Source organism: Mucilaginibacter sp. 21P (assembly GCF_019331605.1).
In the GTDB taxonomy this organism is placed as follows: Bacteria; Bacteroidota; Bacteroidia; order Sphingobacteriales; family Sphingobacteriaceae; genus Mucilaginibacter; species Mucilaginibacter achroorhodeus.
In genome coordinates this window covers 2,805,411-2,822,279 of the sequence record NZ_CP063061.1, presented here as the reverse complement: position 1 = coordinate 2,822,279, position 16,869 = coordinate 2,805,411, and the positions used below count along the sequence as shown (strand labels likewise).

The following is a 16,869-nucleotide window of genomic DNA, read 5'->3' as shown; positions in this document are numbered from 1 at the left end:
CTGTTTTATGGTGAGGTTAGTTAATATTTTCCAGCTCCGCGATTTGGCTTTTTGATACTTTAAAGTATCGTACCAGTAATATCTCAATAGCTAAAAATATCAGCGCCAAAATTATACAAAGTTTCCATAATTGCAGCCCCGAATTTGCAGCACTGCCGATATTATTTGCATTGAGTTTATTGCCGTTAAGCAGTTCCGTCTTTGCCGGAAACATTTGTTCAAGTTCCTGCGGCGAAAAATAACTCAAGTCAGATTCGCTCCTGTTATCGTTGAACGCCAGTACAGCGGCAAGGCTATCCTGCTTCCTTAACTCGAAAATGCCAGGCGAAAGCAGTTCTGATGGCGCAAATAATATAGTGCTTCCCTCTTGCTGGCGCACATCCGGGATAATGATATCCCTACCTTTTACCAGCCTAAGTAGCGATTTTTCTGTTGATTGTAAAGGAACGGTCTCCATGACCTCATTGCTGCCAATGGTGTAAAAAAGTGGCATATCATGGCCGCTTAGCAAGGCAGCATGCAGCATTACCGGCACAAACAGCGCATGTACAGGCAAGCTGCTAAAATCTTCGCTTAGTGGAACAGCAGCAACAGTTACCTTGCCCTTGCTAACGGTTGTTTGCGCTAAGAGGTCAGTTCCTGTTTGTAATTTCATCAAATGTTCAGCTCGCTTCGCACCAGCTACTAATTGATAGTATTTGCTAACCTTTGGCAGGTCTGGGTTTTGAGGCAAGGCTTCAAAGATGCTTTTGAAAACTGCACTTTGCAGATCGATACTTACGACCTTGGTAGGCTCATTTACCAATTTATCGGTATAGCTGGCACCAATAGGTTGCAAAAGCGACCGGTAGCTATTTATATCGGCATCTGCAGACGGAAAAACAATCAGTGAGCCGCCTTTACGCACGTAGTTTTGCAATTGCTGAACCAAACCGGCAGATATTGACTTTATATCGCTGAGCACAACCAAAGGATAACTACTGAGCTGTGCGTAATCGACATTGCCATCCCCTACCTGGGTTAGTTTAAAAAAACTGTCACTCCCAAAAACTGCGGTTAGGTATTTATTTGGCATACCGCCGTTTATCAACAATATCCGCAACTCATCACTCACCTTGAATGAAAAGTAAAATTGGTTATCAAAGGTGATGGGGTTATCCTGCAACTCTATCTCACCGCGTTGCCAGCCTTTCTGTAAACCTGAAAACGAAAGTGTGTCTGTTTGCGACGATCGTGCCTTGATGGTAAAACTGCCAATGGCTTTTTGTATACCGTTTACAGTGAGTTTCAACGGAACTTTTTCGGCAGCCTTATCAGCATAGTTATGGAGCCTTACAACCATTTTTTCACCCTCACCGGGGCGATGGGTCGCGCTGAGCAACCAGGCGGTATCAACCGCAACGTTGGGCATTGATGTCGGCTTAAGCTCTACCAGATCAACAGGGATATTTGAAGTGATCTGTTTATCTGCTTCGGCCATATTCTTCTGAAAATCAGAGACAATAAAGATTCTTTTTGCGTCACTACCGTAAAGATTTAAGAGGCCTTGCTGCTTTGCTACCACCTGCGCAAATGTGCGGCTTTGAGCGCTTGGCTTTACAGCATCAGCAGCATCATTAAACTCGCTGCGACTGAGCAGTCGCTGGTGCTTGCCTTCAAAATCCTGGGTGATTATCTGGAACCTATCATTGATAGAATAGGCCGCCGCTATCTGTTTGGCGCGTTGCTTGGCTTGATCGAGCAGCGAGCCTTCTCTATTGATTGCCTGCATACTGTAGCTATTGTCTACAAATATGCTGATGGCTTGCTGTTTACCCACCAGGGCTGCATCCCTTCCCGGAAAGTATGGCCTTGCAAAAGCAAAAACGAGGAAAAGCAATGCCAATAAACGTGATGCTAAGATCAGCCGCTCACGCAGGTTACGCCTGCTGGCCTGTTGCAGCTGCACTTCTTTTAAAAACTGTACATTACTAAAGTACACCTTTTTGTACCGCCTAAAATTGAATAAATGGATTGCTACCGGTATAACCAGCGACAGCAATGCAAATAAAAAGGCAGGATACAAAAAGCGCATTAAGCAAATGTGCAAATTAATAGGCAGAGGTGCTAATAATTTGATATGGGCAAGGGTTTACTTAAGCTTCAATTAGCTCTTATTATGTGCTTACCATTGAGTGTCGTTCACGCTTGAGCAATTTTGATCTCTGTTAGCAAGGAATCTCCTGCCGCTAAGCATTTAAGCTCTTAATTACGCCTTCTTCTCCCCCTGCGGCTTTCAGAACGTTTTTTCTTGCTCGATCTTGATACCGATTGCTTTGAAGTCTGATCTGATTTTTTTGTTTGTTGAACAGCAGTTGGCACAACATCTGTCGAGTCTTTACTTAACTGTTTAACCGAAAAGCTATTGCTGCGCAGGCTATATTCTAACTGGCGGGTTGCGCCTGTAGTTTTGGCTAAAGAATCGTTACTACTATAAATAGGAAACTCTCGGATCAGCTTACCTTCCTTGATATAGAAATTATCACCTCCGCGATAGCCCCTACGCTGCGAGTTGGTGAGCTTAGGAAAATCTAACTTATTGGCACCGCTGTTATTAAATTCAAAAGCGTAGATGCGTGCGTAGCTTACCGTATCTTTTGCTTTAGCCTGTATCAATATCTCGGGATTGCCGTCGTTGTCCATATCGGCGTTAAAAACGTCGGTAATGCTGCCGTCGAGGTCGCCGGTGGTGGTTGTGTATTTGATAGCTGCAGAATCTGAATGGAGTATAGCAAACGCACCGGCATCGGTTGAGCCCCGGCCCCAGCTTACCACATCATAAGTTTGCCCCGGCGATACCTCTATTGCCTTATGATACCTGAAGGGCGCCATCAAAGCGGGCTTGGGAGGTGCGCTGGCCTTAACCGGCTTTTTATCATTACTACTGCATGCGGCAAGTAACGCCAAAGCAGCAACTACAAGTGAGTATCTACCTTTTAACATTATTTCGGCTATTAATTATACATCATATCCGGCGAAATTTCACCTTTAGGCTTACCGGGTATGGTCATGTAAACACGTAAGCCACTGCCCGATGTATTGGCATCCACATACTTAATAGTGATTTTGTGGTAACCTCTCTGCAACGGAATAGCACCCTGCTGCTCAATTAAACCTGTGCGACCATCATTATCAACAATAGGTATCTCATCTACCATCAATATCGAACCGTTTGATGATGCTGTTGAAAAACTGTAAACGCCATCAACATCTGTTCGCAGGTAACCGGTAAATATTACGCCATACTTGTCAAACGATTTTTTGAAGGCACTTAGTGCGGTGCTAAAGCTTTTTGCTACACCGGTATCAATTACAGCCGCCGGGTTTATCTGGGTGGTATTGATATAAGTACCTTCAGATACCTGATATTTCATACCAGGCGTATTGCCGTTGTAAGCAACAGGTGGAAGCGGGCGCTTGTTAAATACCTTGGCGGCAGTAATGCTGCTACGGCGGCCAGCCGGAGTTACCACAATAGTTTTCAGATCGCGATATTCGTTCAACGGCACCTGATATGTTATCGGGCCGGTGTAAAGTAATTCCGTTTCGCGGGGTGTGTAACCGTCAATGGTGTAATAAATTTTGGCACCCTTAACCGGCGATTTAAGATTCACAGTCATAGTTGGCGCTATCATTACCGTATCAGCCGCGCCGATGGCCGGTGGTACACGGAAGTTATAGCCATTCTTGTCGAACCATGCCAAATGATCGGGCAGGCGGGTTTCGTAGAAGTCCTTAAAGTTTTTATTAGCCAACGGGCTCCAGGCAACTTCAGACAGTGCCAACATGCGCGGCAGCACCATATATTCCACCTTATTTTCGGTTGTAATATACTCCGTCCATAAGTTGGCTTGCACGCCTTTGATATACTTTTGCTGGTCAGGCGTTAGTGCTGCCGGCGTCGGGTTATAAGCATAAGTTTTCTGAATAGGTGCGTTGCCACCAATGCCAACCGGCTCCTGGTTAAGTTTACCCTGAGTATGGTCGAAATATAAACCCTGACTGCTCGGCGTCATGATCACATCGTGGTTTTGTTTGGCAGCCTCAATACCACCCTCCTCGCCTCTCCAACTCATTACGGTTGCGTTAGGCGCTAAGCCGCCTTCCAATATCTCGTCCCAACCAATGATGCTGCGGCCTTTACTGTTTACAAACTTTTCCATACGCTGCACAAAGTAGCTTTGCAGACCATGTTCGTTTTTCAGGTTGAGGCGTTTGATAAGGTCCTGGCAAAATTTAGATTGCTTCCAAACTTCTTTCGGTGCTTCGTCGCCACCAATGTGGATATATTTGCTCGGGAACAGTTCCATCACCTCGGTCAACACATCCTGTAAAAAGCCAAACGTTTTTTCTGACGGACAAAAGATATTATTAAACACGCCCCATTTACCACTCACCTCATATTTCAAATTTGGGTTACAGCTTAGTTCCGGGTAAGCGGCAAGCGCTGCCAGGGCATGGCCGGGCATTTCAATCTCAGGCACCACTGTAATATAACGGTCGGCTGCATATTTTACCACATCACGGATCTGATCCTGCGTATAATAACCTGATACCGGCACGCCATCATACTGCAGCGGCTGGCGGTCTTTGTAATTACCTATCACGCTTTCTTTCCTAAAGCTTCCTACTGATGTTAGCCTCGGATATTTTTTGATCTCGATACGCCATCCCTGGTCGTCTGTTAAATGCCAGTGGAAACGATTGAGTTTATAAGCCGCCATCAGATCGATGTAACGCTTCACAAACTCCACATTAAAAAAGTGGCGGCACACATCTAACATCATTCCACGGTAGCCAAAACGGGGATAATCTTCAATGGTTACAGCAGGTAGTTTGGCAGTTCCGCCATGTTCAAGCGGCATCAATTGAATAAGCGTTTGCACACCATAAAAAAGGCCTGCACCTTTACCTGCAACAGTAACCTGGTTTGGTGTAATGGTTAAGCGGTAACCTTCAGCGGGCAAATTCTCTGTACCTGCCGCAGTAAAAACAATACTTGTAGTGCTTACACGTGCGTTTCGCGCGGCCGCCTGCTTGTTGTAGGCCATGTTATCGGCCATGTATTTTGAAAAAAACTGAACTGCTTTATTGTCAGGAGTATCTGCCTGTATCATAGTTTCCTGACTAAGAACAAACTCACCAGGAGCTTTTTTGACAGATACCGGTGCCGGGATGATACCCGCATAAGGATCGGTATCCTGGGCGTTAACTTTAACAGACGATATCAAGAGGCAGGAGAACAATAAAGCAGTTAGCTTTTTATGCATGATGTATTACTTCAGGTGAATAAATGAGCTGTGAATTTAACATTATTTGAAAATAATGCGTCAATATCACACAAAAATTACCTGAATAGAAACAAAAAAGCCGGTTCGTTATTAAGAACCAGCCTTTTTAAAGTTTTTTAGGAAGAGAAATCAGAGTTTGGTGTTTAGTGGTTAATTCCCTGCCTATTTAGGATTTAGAGATTAGTATTTAGATTTTTTTTCCAACCTAATCTCTGATCACCAATCTCTAATCACTAACTACGCCGTTACAACATGCTCTTTAGCAGCCAGGTAACGCTCTGCATCAATGGCGGCCATACAACCTGTACCTGCGGCAGTTACTGCCTGGCGATAGATATGATCCTGTGCATCGCCACAGCAAAATACGCCCTCAATATTTGTTTCTGTTGAGCCGGGACGGGTTATGATGTAACCGGTCTCATCCATATTGATAGTTCCGCGGAAAATATCTGTATTAGGTTTATGACCGATAGCCACAAAAAAGCCGGTAACATCCAAAATGGTTTCTTGCTGTGTTTGGTTATTGCAAACTTTAACTGCGTTTACTGCGGTTCCGTCTCCCATTATCTCAATGGTCTCGGTATTGTAAAGTACTTCTATATTCGGCGTATTCAACACGCGGTGAACCATCGCTTTTGATGCACGAAACTCTTCGCGACGAACGATCATGTAAACCTTGCGGCACATTTTAGCCAGGTAAGTAGCTTCCTCTGCCGCAGTGTCTCCCGCGCCAACTATGGCTACGTCCTGCCCTTTAAAGAAAAAACCATCGCACACCGCGCAAGCCGAAACACCAAAGCCACTGTATTTTTGCTCAGACTCCAAACCCAACCATTTTGCAGATGCACCGGTAGAAATAATAACCGTATCAGCTAAAATGGTTTTGCTTTCATCAACAGTAACCTTGTGTGGTAAAGATGAAAAATCAACAGCGCTAACGTACCCGAAGCGGATGTCAGTACCCAAGCGCTCAGCCTGCTTACGGAAATCTTCCATCATCTCCGGGCCTAAAACGCCATCGGGATAGCCCGGGAAGTTTTCTACCTCGGTGGTTTGGGTAAGCTGCCCGCCAGCCAGCATACCGGTATACATTACCGGCTTAAGATCGGCGCGCGATGCATAAATAGCTGCAGTGTACCCAGCAGGGCCCGAGCCAATGATCAAACATTTTACGTGTTCAGTATCTTGTGACATTTATTTCTTTGTATTGAGATGCGAAGTTAACAAAAACTAAAAAAAGCACAGTCAGTACGCCGTAAAACTTATTAACGTTAAACGGTGGTTGTTGATAATGCTTTAGCTACCCTTATTTGCTTTTAGTACCCTAATGAAATTACCTCCTAATATCTGATCTACATCCTGTTTGCTATAACCAAGTTTGATCAACTCTGCAGTAAGCTTCGGGTAATCGGTAACACTGTCTAACCCTAACGGATAAGACTCTGCACCATCAAAATCAGATCCTATGCCAACATGGTCCGCACCGATTAACTTCACCATGTAATCGATGTGTTTAATAAGCAGGCTCAAAGGCGGCCTAAGCTGATCGGCCTCTGCTTTATTGATAGCATTTAAGCGAATGCTGGCAAGGTCATAATCGTTATAAATTTTTATAAGCGAATCCAGTTGCGGTTTATGCTTTGCCAGGTAAAGCTCGTGCCTGGCATCGTAAGTGCTATCTAAAAAGCCGCTATAAAAATTGATAAAGACAACACCACCATTTTTGGCTATTGCCTTTAATTGGTAGTCCTTTAAATTACGACGATGGGGAGCCAGTGCGTAAGCGCAGCTATGCGATGCAATAACGGGTTTTGTTGTAAGGGACATTACATCATTAAATGTTTGCTCACCAGGATGAGAAAGGTCTATCATTACGCCAAGCTTGTTCAGCTTTTTCACTACCTGCTTGCCAAAATCGGTAAGTCCCTTATGTTTCAAAGTGTCGCCGTGCAACACTTCATCCCGGGCAGATGTAGCCCATGAGGTGCTGTTATTCCAGGTAAGGGTCAGATAGATCATGCCACGCTTTGCAAGGCTATCGATATAATCCAGCCTGTCTTCTATCATGTGACCACCCTCCACGCCTATCATCGCTGCAAGCTTACCTTGCCGTACGGTCTGTTGCAGATCAGCAGCTGTGCGCACCAGTTTTATCTTGGCGGGATAGCGTTTAATTAAAGCGTCGAGCGAATCTATCTCCCTGTTAGCAAACCTAAAAGCTGTACCGTTGCCGTACTGGTCGCCGCACCATATAGAGAATACCTGACCCCTTAAGCCGCCACGCTTAGCACGAACCAGGTCAAAGTTGCCGTTGGGCTGCAGTTTGCCCAGATCAACTCCTGTTATCAGTTCATTTGATATAGCATCATTATGGGTATCAATAAGATTTGCTTTTTGATGTAACTGATTTGAATTTTGTGCGAAAACGCTGATCTGTGAAAACAATATCACAACCAAAAGGTAGTATTTCATAGTGTAAGTTAAACAATTGGCAGTTAATTCGGCTAATTTACTTACTTTAGCAATAACCAATTAGGGCGGCTCCAATTTCGCTCTGTACCTATTTTATTATGAAGTATTTAAGAAAGGCTGTTGCCATACTTTTATTTATAGCTATTTGCTGCGAAACTGCAGTTGCACAACTTATTTTCGATTTTAAAGACAAACATATAAGCGAGATACGCAACCGCGAAATAGCATCTAACAGTAAACTTGTTACGCCATCATCTACTTATATGAACCCGCCGGGTATTGCAGATCCTGTAGTGTTTGAGCGCCAGGAAGCTACGGTGCCTAATTTATGGGTTTACTATTTCCCTAACGCGAAAGATTCGACCATCAATAACGTAATGTATGAGTGGGATGACAGCAATTTCACATCCGATCATCATTCAACTACGCAGCCTATATCTGTGCTCAATAACTACATTACCAAATACAAAGAGCTGCTTAAGCAAGTGGGCGACACTTATGGCAAGCCACAAACCACAGGCTCACTTGATGACACCTCGTTAATTGAAGCAGGAAAGTTTAAAAGGAAAGATGTTTTTACCAAAAACGGAACTGAGGTAGAGATGTATATCGTATTATCTAACAAAGAAATAACCAGCGGCATTGTAACCATCAGCCCCACTCATAGAATAAGAATGTATGTTAGACCAGCAAGTATTTAATTGTTGAGTTATTTAATTACTGAATTATCGAATCATCTATAATTCAGTAATCCAAAGTTCATCTACGTCAGATCTTTATCTTTAAACCAAACCTCATCGGGTTTGAGTTCGATATTTTCCATAAGGCTTACCAGTTCTACAGGGTCGGCAGACGTAAGTACCAGTTTGCGGTTGGCCGGTTTCAAAAACCGCTGCTCAACCATCACATCCATTTGCTTCAGCAGATTGTCGTAGAAACCGCTAATGTTAAGCACCCCTACCGGGTTGTTGTGTAAGCCCAGCTGCAGCCAGGTAAGCACTTCAAAAAATTCTTCGAGCGTACCAAAACCTCCCGGCAGCATGATGATGCCGTCGCAAAGATCATTCATCATCTGCTTTCGCTGATGCATATTATCAACCACATGCAGTTCTGTGATTCCCATATGCCCGACTTCCTTATCCATCAAAAACTGCGGGATAACACCAATCACTTCACCACCTCTGCTAAGCATCGCATCAGCAATTAAGCCCATTACCCCTACTTTGCCGCCACCATAAACCAATTTGATGTTCTTTGCTACAAAAACGTCAGCCAGGGTTTCTATAGCTTGCTTAAGTTGAGGATCGCCGTTGTAATTGGCACCGCAGAAAATAGTAATGCTATGCATTTAGTTGATTAGAGATTAGTTGATCGGAGATTAGGGCTTTTGTATTTAGAATTTGGAGATCAGAGTTTAGAATTTCACAAATCTAATCTCTAATCTCCAACCTCTAATACCTTATCTTGAGGTATAATTCGGTGCTTCTTTAGTTATCGTGATATCGTGCGGATGGCTTTCGCGCATGCCGGCAGCAGTGATACGAACAAAACGGGCTTTTTGCAGATCCTCGATAGTTGCAGCGCCGCAATAGTGCATACCTGCACGCAGGCCACCAATGTATTGATAAACAACCTCGGCCATGTTGCCTTTGAACGGCACCCTACCTACAATACCCTCCGGTACCAGTTTGGTGACCACATCAGTCTCGTCCTGGAAATAACGGTCTTTTGAACCTTTGGCCATTGCCTCGATAGAACCCATACCCCGGTACGATTTAAATTTACGGCCTTCGTAAATAATGGTTTCACCCGGCGATTCTTCAACACCTGCAAACAACGAACCTGCCATAATGGTACTTGCACCCGCAGCTATGGCTTTAACCATATCACCGGTTTGTTTGATTCCACCATCAGCAATAACCGGGATGCCGGTACCTTCAAGGGCTTTAGCACATTCATAAACGGCGTATAATTGTGGTACGCCTACACCTGCAATAATGCGGGTAGTACAGATAGAACCGGGACCAATACCTACCTTAACGGCATCGGCTCCAGCTTCGGCAAGGGCTTTGGCTGCATCGCCGGTTGCTATGTTACCTGCTATGACCTGCAGATCAGGATAAAGTTTTTTAACCGCCTTAACCATATCAATAACTCCTTTTGAATGGCCATGAGCTGTATCTACGGTAATTACATCAACACCTGCTTTTACAAGGGCAGTAACACGGTCAATGTTATCGGCAGCAACACCAACGGCGGCGCCAACACGCAAACGACCAAACTCGTCCTTACAAGCGTTAGGGAATATTTTAACTTTTTGGATGTCCTTATAAGTAATTAAACCAACCAGCTTACCGTCTTTATTAACAACTGGCAGTTTTTCAATCTTATTATCCTGCAGAATAGCAGCTGCATCCTCAAGAGTTGTACCTTCCGGAGCTATGATCAAATTATTTTTGGTCATTACCTGGCTCACAGGTACGGTAAGGTCTTTCTGGAAACGAAGATCGCGGTTAGTAATGATACCTTTTAGTTTACTATCTGCTGAAACGACCGGGATACCACCTATGCCGTACTCGCGCATGATATTCACTGCATCAGACAATAAGGCCTCTTCTGATAGTGTTACAGGTTCCTGTATCATCCCGCTTTCAGAACGCTTTACCTTGCGTACCTCATCAGCTTGTGCTTCTATGGTCATGTTTTTATGCAGCATGCCTATACCGCCCGCCTGCGCAATGGCAATAGCCAAACCAGCCTCGGTAACCGTATCCATCGCAGCTGAAATAATTGGGATATTTAAGCGGATCTTTTTAGTTAAAAAAGAACTCGTGTCAACTTCGCGTGGTAAAACTTCAGAGTATGCGGGGAGTAACAAGACGTCGTCGTAAGTTAATCCTTCGGCGACAAATTTAGATGGGTCTAACTGCATAGCAAATAATTATATTGGAGTTATTATTTGCCGGGCAAAGATACGTTCAGATGTGCAGATATGCAAATACATTTGATATGCAGATTTCAAATGTGCAGATTGTTGGTGGAAAATTAAACGTTTATGACATTCAATTGCACACCTGCACATCTGAAATCTGCGTAGCCCCTAATATTTGCCTACCACAACTTTATAGAAGTTTTCAAAATCGTAATACTTGTTAGCCAAAGCTTTTAACTCGTCGGCGGTTATATTCTTTACAGTTTCAGCGTAGCGGTCATAGTAATCGTAATCCAGGCCGGAAAAATAAATGTTCTTGAACTTATCTGCATGTGACATTACGTTTTCCAGGCTGCCTAATAACGAACCCAGCATAAAGTTGCGGACAAGCGAAAGTTCTTCGTCCGGGATCAACTCTGTTTTTAAAAGATTGATCTCCTTCTCTACTTCTGTCAGCGCAGCTTTGCAAACATCTGCCCCAACCTCGGAGGCAATGAAGAATGAACCGGCATTTTTAAACGATGCCATCCCAGATCCGATACCGTAAGTGTAGCCCTTATCCTCTCGGATATTGCTCATCAACCGTGATCCAAAATATCCCCCTAAAACTGTATTCAATACTTGTAACCCTGCAAAATCAGGGTGAGACCTTTTTACAAAAGGTGTACCTACCCGTATGGCAGATTGCAAAGCGTCAGCTTTTTCTTTGTAGATAAAATGCTCACTTGCCGATTTTACTTCGGGCTGCGTGGTGTCGCCTTTTGATGTTTGATTATTCCAGTCGTCCTCAAAGGTATTGGTTACGGCGGCAATTACCTCCGCACCTGCCTTCCCGGCTATAATGATGGTGCAATTACCTGGCTGATACATCTGCTTAAAATGTTGCAGCATATCCTCCCTGTTGAGTGACTGAAAATCCTCTGCCTGTGCAGCAATACCGTAAATGGTATTTCCAAAAATAGCCTGGTTGAATAAGCGGCGGGCAACAAAATCATTCTTCTGCAAGCTTACCTGTAATTTTTGTTGCTGGTTACGTTTGTAAGTAGCCAATTCCTTTTCCGGGAAAATTGAATCGGTTATTACTTCTTTAACCACTGGTAATGTGGCATTAAGATGTTTGGTAAGGGTGTAAAGCGTAACCTGTGAACTATCAGAACCATAATCAAACTGCAGGAACGCGCCGTAAAAGTCTATCTTATCGGCAATTTGTGCAGCAGTCATGGTAGTGGTGCCATCATTAAGCATGGTGTTCACAGCCACATTCAAAAGCGGCTTAGCTGGATCAAAACGCAGATTGCTGAAAATAAACTCGATACGTACCAGTTCCTGCTCTCCTGAATTGAAGATGAACATTTTGGCGCCGTTATCAAGTTCTTTACGCTCCGGGTGAATAAGGTTTATATTTTCAACGCCATTAAATTGTGGCGGTGTTATTCTGTCAAGTCCAGTCATTTAGTAACATTTATGCAGCCTTTACGGGCCGCTCTTAAGATCAATTTTCGGCTTCGGATAGTTCGGGTTCGTTTACGCTGTTCCCCTGTTCTGCAAGGTAGATCAGCGTTGATGAGTTTTCCTTACGGAAGATATTTAACGCCTGTTCTTTTATCTGCGATGGCGTTACAGCTAAAAACTTAGCGGTTTCGTAGTTAAATTCGTTGGCATCGCCTAACAACTCGTAATAAGCCAGGTTCATGGCCTTATCCAATAAAGACATTTCTGAGAACACCATGGTAGATTCGGTTTTGTTCTGCACCTTGGTCAACTCATCCAATGGCACATCTTCCGTCTTTATCTTTTCCAGTTCGGCCCAAAGCGCGGCTTCCGCATCCTCCATACTTACACCTTGTAGCGGCTTGCCTTGTAACACAAACATGCCTTTATCAATACTGCCCGTAATGTAAGCATGCACCTCGCTGAATAATTGTTTCTCTTTTATCAAGCTTTTGTATAAGCGCGACGAATTTCCGCGGGAAAGAATGTCCGAGATCAATTCTGCCGGATAATAAGCGGCATCTGCCCGGCTACACATCTGGAAGGCAATGTAAATATCATTAAGCGGCACTTTGCCGGTTGTAGTTTCGCGGCGGGCTTCGTGCTGTGCAGGTTCCTGAGGCAGGTTACGTACGTACTTTTCACCTGCAGGGATATTACCAAACCATTTGTCGGCCAATTCTTTTACCTGCTCAGTAGTTACATCTCCACCTACAACCATTATAGCATTCTGCGGATTGTAATGCTTTTTAAAGAATGCCTTTACATCTTCTATCCTGGCATCCTCAATGTGTTTAATGGTTTGCCCGATAGTTGCCCAACGATAAGCATGTGTTTTATAAACCAGCGGGCGAAGTTTTAACCAAACATCGCCGTAAGGCTGGTTAAGGTAACGTTGCTTAAACTCTTCTATCACCACGTTGCGCTGCACCTCAAGACTCTTTTCGCTAAAGGCAAGACTAAGCATACGGTCGCTCTCCAGCCAAAACGCGGTTTCAATGTTTGCTGATGGCAGGGTGATATAATAGTTGGTAATATCGTTGCTGGTAAAGGCATTATTCTCGCCCCCTACGCGTTGCAACGGACCATCATAATTTGGAATATTTACAGATCCGCCGAACATCAAATGCTCAAATAAGTGGGCGAAACCGGTGCGTTCAGCATCTTCGTCGCGGGCACCTACATCATATAGGATGTTAAGCACCGCCATTGGGGTTGTATGATCTTCATGGACAATAACGCGCAGGCCATTATCAAGTGTAAAGCGATTGAATTTAACCATGTATATTAAATAGTGGTTAGCAAATGTATAATTTTTAGTAAGCGGTACTATACATACTATGTAAGTTTTTCAGTTGAGTTATTACTTATTGGGCCTACCGTATAATTTACGCAATTTATTTTTCGCCTGCTCCAGCGGGCGCTTCTGCGATTTGGTAAGGTTTTTACCCGCTCGGTTAATATAAAAGTTAAGCATTGACATGGCACTCTGAAAAGGTGAAGCTTTTCGCTTATGGCTCTCCTCAGCAGAGTCTTTTAATGATTCAGCGATCTTCTCAGGATCTTTGGTTTTAAAGATATCCTCCTTCAGATCAAGTGCATCACTGGTAGCGGTAACCTTTGCCGACCACCTGTGTGTGTTTCTCCTGTGCTTACCCTTAACCGGCATAATTTTTTGGTTTATATTTAAGTAAGTTTGATAGGGTAAATAAAGTTTTTGTTAATGTTATTTAGATGTTAACCAAAGAGTCACTTATTAAAGAACTTTCCAATATTCGCGGAGCGAAATTCATAGAAAATCTTTCTAATAAGGTTATGGAGGAGAATTTCGACATCAACCAATTGGTTGATGTTACCTTCCATCATAATCAGCAGATAGGCTTTAGGGCATGTTGGCTGCTGGATAGCGTTTTTCACTTACAGCCGGAAAAGTATGCTGCCAATATTGGCTACATTATGTCGCGAGTGCCAGATGTTACAAACCCAAGTTGCGAAAGACACTTTGCACGAGTGCTGATGTTGCTTACCCGTGATATCGCTCCTGTTAACATACGCGAGCAATTGGAAGCCATAAATTTAGAACCGGTGGTAGAAAAATGCTTCGACTGGTTAATAAATCCCAATGTGAAAGTGGCGGTTAAAGCTACTGCCGCGGATGTTTTGTTTAATCTACGTATACGATATGATTGGATAAAAGAGGAATTAGCTAACCAACTGCAATTTTTAATGCGCGACGGGACGGCAGCAATTCAGGCGAGAGGAAAAAAGCTTTTAGCTTTAATTCAAAAGTAAAAAGTCAAAATTTAAAACGCTTCGCAATTTATGAAGCCTAAATTTTGACTTTTTACTTTTGAATTTTGACTTAAAAAAACTTTAGTTATTCGACGGTCTGTCTGAACCATGCAGGTTAGTACTCACCTGTTGGTGGTGCAGCTTGGCTGCTATGGCCGATGAACTATCGTTAGCGTAGGTACCATAAGCATTAACCAGGATACCTTTGATGCCGTATTTAGCGGAACTGATGCCGTAAACAATAGACATATCGTCCGGGTTGCTTTGGCCTTCAAAACGATAGAACTCATCTATCTCAAAATCGTCGGCGGTCATGTGTATATCTTGAGACTTGTCGTCGATAGTATCGCCTTCAAGGCTTAAATTTTGCGTATAACCTCTTTTAGTAAGGTCGTTAGTGGCATCCACTAATGTTTCGAAATTTTTCATGATAGTAGCGTTTATGTGATAATGATGTAATATTATTAACTCAAAAAACATCATGGTTGTTTCAGCCGGCAGTGTTATTTATCGTAACAAGATTATTGATCAAATAAAATAGCAGGGTGTATTGCGCTACCCTGCTACACTTCAGAAACTTGTGTATTTTATTGTGCCTTTGCAGCCCATAGCGAAGCGTTTAGATGCAACGCCGGATGCGAAGTGAAACCCGAAGGTGAATCGCCAGACCAGCCGTTAAATAAATTATCGTTAGGATCGCCGGTACCATCATCAGATGGTGAGCTATCGCCGATAAAGAATATACGACCGCTACCGTATGTTGACAGCAAAGCCATTACACCTGTGTTACCACCATTTGTTGAACTTGTTCTCCAGAAGAGGCCTTGCACATTGGCATTGTTAGATGGTGTAAGCGTTGCTGTAGAACCGTTGTAAAAGGCCAGCTTTGAAGCAGTACCCGCAGCACCGTTTAATACTTTCGCTGCGTTAGCATTGGTACCCGTGTAAACGTTGCTTGATGGTTTTTCGCTGATGTCAACATAGTTCACAGTGAAGCCAAATGGGTTGTTATTGTTAATGCCGTTATTGGTCATCAGGTCGTTCCAAACACGTGGAGAATCATAGCCATCTCCATCGCGGTCTGATGGATTGTAGCCGTTAGCATCGGTACCGGCAGTTGTAGCAGCGGTATGGTCTGCTACCATGACCAAGCCACCGCCATTTGATACGAAATTCATAATGGCTGTTTTTTCAGACGCACTAAATAAACGATTAGGCTCAACAACCACGTAAACATCGTAATTGCTTAGATCCTGTGGATTTGACGAATTACCGTAGGTTATTGCTGTACCTACCGGAAGTGTTTCTACCAGTTCGCCTTTTTTTACCAGTTCTACTGCCCATGCAGACATACCACCAGTCCAGTAAGTTTCTGACGTTGATGAGGTAATACCTGTGTATGAAGGCGTTGGATAACGCTGTGCTTTTAACTCAACGGTTGTGCCGCCGGTGTATGAGGCAACATTTTCAGTACCATCGGCATCTATCTGCCAGTCTGCACTGCCTGCATTTTCCAAATGGCTGGCATCAAACAGGAATTTCTTACCGGTGATAACTGTACCACCGCCGCCACCTGTGCTGCCATTATCATTAATGGTTATATCATCAATATTGATGCGGCTGCTGCCGCCACTTAATTTACGTATTTCAATACGTGCGGTGCCGCTCACTGAAAAAGTGAAAGTTTGCGTTTGCAGCGTTGAAGTTGTGGTTACCGCAGAGCCCGCCTGTGTCCATGAACTGCCGCCATTGGTTGAGTAGAACAAGCCCCATGTACTGGCTGCATCACCGCTGTAAGTAGCACTTTTTACGGTTACACTGCTGATACCGGTGGTAACATCATAAAGCATGGTGATCTTACCCGTGTTACGGATACGGGCAGACCATGAGCCATTTCGTTGATCGGCTGAAAGGTTACCTATCAATGCGTCATATAAATTCCAGGTATTACCCGATAGCGTTACATTATCGCCTGATGAAGAACCTGTGGGCGATACGTCATAAGCTGTTTTAGGGCTGGTAGAACCAACCTCGAATCCCTGGGTAAGTGATACAGCTTCAACCTTCAAAGTTCGGGCTGCGGCTTCTTGTGTTGTTGCAGCTTTAATACCTGCCTGCTCAGTAGCTTTTTGGCATCCCGCGGCCATAAAGCCGGCGGTCATTAATGCCAGCGCATTAATTGTAATTTTGTCGAAATGTTTCATAAAAGGAGTTTAATTAGTAAATGTTTAATTATACGTTTAAAGCTCCTGCTTAAGTTGCATAAAGTGATTTCTTAAAGATTAAGTTATTATTAACTTATTTGACCCATTTCATAGATAAACAAAAAAAGCCGCCCTAAGGCAGCTCTTT

At 43.7% G+C, this 16,869-nt stretch carries 14 protein-coding genes; 2 read left to right on the top strand and 12 right to left on the bottom strand.

The window, feature by feature from the left end:
* Positions 1-16 precede the first annotated feature (16 nt).
* The 5 genes from INP83_RS12610 to INP83_RS12590 form a co-directional block, all read right to left on the bottom strand.
* The gene (locus tag INP83_RS12610; protein ID WP_219124444.1) at positions 17-2,074 is read right to left on the bottom strand and encodes a BatA domain-containing protein; all 2,058 of its coding nucleotides are present in this window, start codon (positions 2,072-2,074) and stop codon (positions 17-19) included.
* Between the two features lie 170 nt (positions 2,075-2,244).
* Positions 2,245-2,982 (bottom strand): hypothetical protein, encoded by a 738-nt coding sequence (locus tag INP83_RS12605; protein WP_146271912.1) that lies wholly within the window; start codon positions 2,980-2,982, stop codon positions 2,245-2,247.
* An 11-nt stretch (positions 2,983-2,993) separates the two neighbouring features.
* Entirely contained in the window at positions 2,994-5,309 is a 2,316-nt protein-coding gene (locus INP83_RS12600; RefSeq protein ID WP_146271910.1) for a family 20 glycosylhydrolase, read from the bottom strand.
* Between the two features lie 258 nt (positions 5,310-5,567).
* Positions 5,568-6,524 (bottom strand): thioredoxin-disulfide reductase, encoded by a 957-nt coding sequence (trxB, locus tag INP83_RS12595; RefSeq protein WP_219124442.1) that lies wholly within the window; start codon positions 6,522-6,524, stop codon positions 5,568-5,570.
* 102 nt (positions 6,525-6,626) lie between these two features.
* On the bottom strand, positions 6,627-7,802 hold the full coding sequence (locus tag INP83_RS12590; RefSeq protein ID WP_146271906.1) for a dipeptidase: 1,176 nt from the start codon (positions 7,800-7,802) through the stop codon (positions 6,627-6,629).
* A gap of 98 nt (positions 7,803-7,900) precedes the next feature.
* Here INP83_RS12590 and INP83_RS12585 point away from each other — a divergent pair, with 98 nt between their 5' ends.
* Complete coding sequence (locus tag INP83_RS12585) at positions 7,901-8,503, top strand: hypothetical protein (RefSeq protein ID WP_219124440.1); 603 nt, start codon at positions 7,901-7,903, stop codon at positions 8,501-8,503.
* Between the two features lie 62 nt (positions 8,504-8,565).
* Here INP83_RS12585 and INP83_RS12580 read toward each other — a convergent pair whose 3' ends face one another.
* The 5 genes from INP83_RS12580 to INP83_RS12560 form a co-directional block, all read right to left on the bottom strand.
* Positions 8,566-9,150, bottom strand: coding sequence for a TIGR00730 family Rossman fold protein (locus INP83_RS12580; RefSeq protein WP_146271902.1), 585 nt, complete (start codon positions 9,148-9,150; stop codon positions 8,566-8,568).
* A gap of 111 nt (positions 9,151-9,261) precedes the next feature.
* Positions 9,262-10,734 (bottom strand): IMP dehydrogenase, encoded by a 1,473-nt coding sequence (guaB, locus tag INP83_RS12575; RefSeq protein WP_146271900.1) that lies wholly within the window; start codon positions 10,732-10,734, stop codon positions 9,262-9,264.
* 168 nt (positions 10,735-10,902) lie between these two features.
* On the bottom strand, positions 10,903-12,186 hold the full coding sequence (locus INP83_RS12570) for a pitrilysin family protein (RefSeq protein WP_219124438.1): 1,284 nt from the start codon (positions 12,184-12,186) through the stop codon (positions 10,903-10,905).
* A gap of 40 nt (positions 12,187-12,226) precedes the next feature.
* Positions 12,227-13,507 carry a pitrilysin family protein gene (locus INP83_RS12565; RefSeq protein WP_219124436.1) on the bottom strand — a complete coding sequence of 427 codons (1,281 nt, stop codon included), beginning with the start codon at positions 13,505-13,507 and terminating at the stop codon, positions 12,227-12,229.
* An 81-nt stretch (positions 13,508-13,588) separates the two neighbouring features.
* The gene (locus INP83_RS12560; RefSeq protein WP_255563142.1) at positions 13,589-13,894 is read right to left on the bottom strand and encodes a DUF3175 domain-containing protein; all 306 of its coding nucleotides are present in this window, start codon (positions 13,892-13,894) and stop codon (positions 13,589-13,591) included.
* A gap of 65 nt (positions 13,895-13,959) precedes the next feature.
* Between INP83_RS12560 and INP83_RS12555 the strand changes: the two genes are divergently transcribed.
* Positions 13,960-14,517, top strand: a complete 558-nt coding sequence (locus INP83_RS12555; RefSeq protein ID WP_219124434.1) for a hypothetical protein — start codon at positions 13,960-13,962, stop codon at positions 14,515-14,517.
* 81 nt (positions 14,518-14,598) lie between these two features.
* On the opposite strand, the gene INP83_RS12550 is transcribed toward INP83_RS12555, so the two are convergent.
* Together INP83_RS12550 and INP83_RS12545 are read right to left on the bottom strand one after the other, a co-directional pair.
* On the bottom strand, positions 14,599-14,946 hold the full coding sequence (locus INP83_RS12550) for a phosphoribosylpyrophosphate synthetase (protein ID WP_146271890.1): 348 nt from the start codon (positions 14,944-14,946) through the stop codon (positions 14,599-14,601).
* A 158-nt stretch (positions 14,947-15,104) separates the two neighbouring features.
* The gene (locus INP83_RS12545; protein WP_219124432.1) at positions 15,105-16,721 is read right to left on the bottom strand and encodes a hypothetical protein; all 1,617 of its coding nucleotides are present in this window, start codon (positions 16,719-16,721) and stop codon (positions 15,105-15,107) included.
* Positions 16,722-16,869 lie beyond the last annotated feature (148 nt).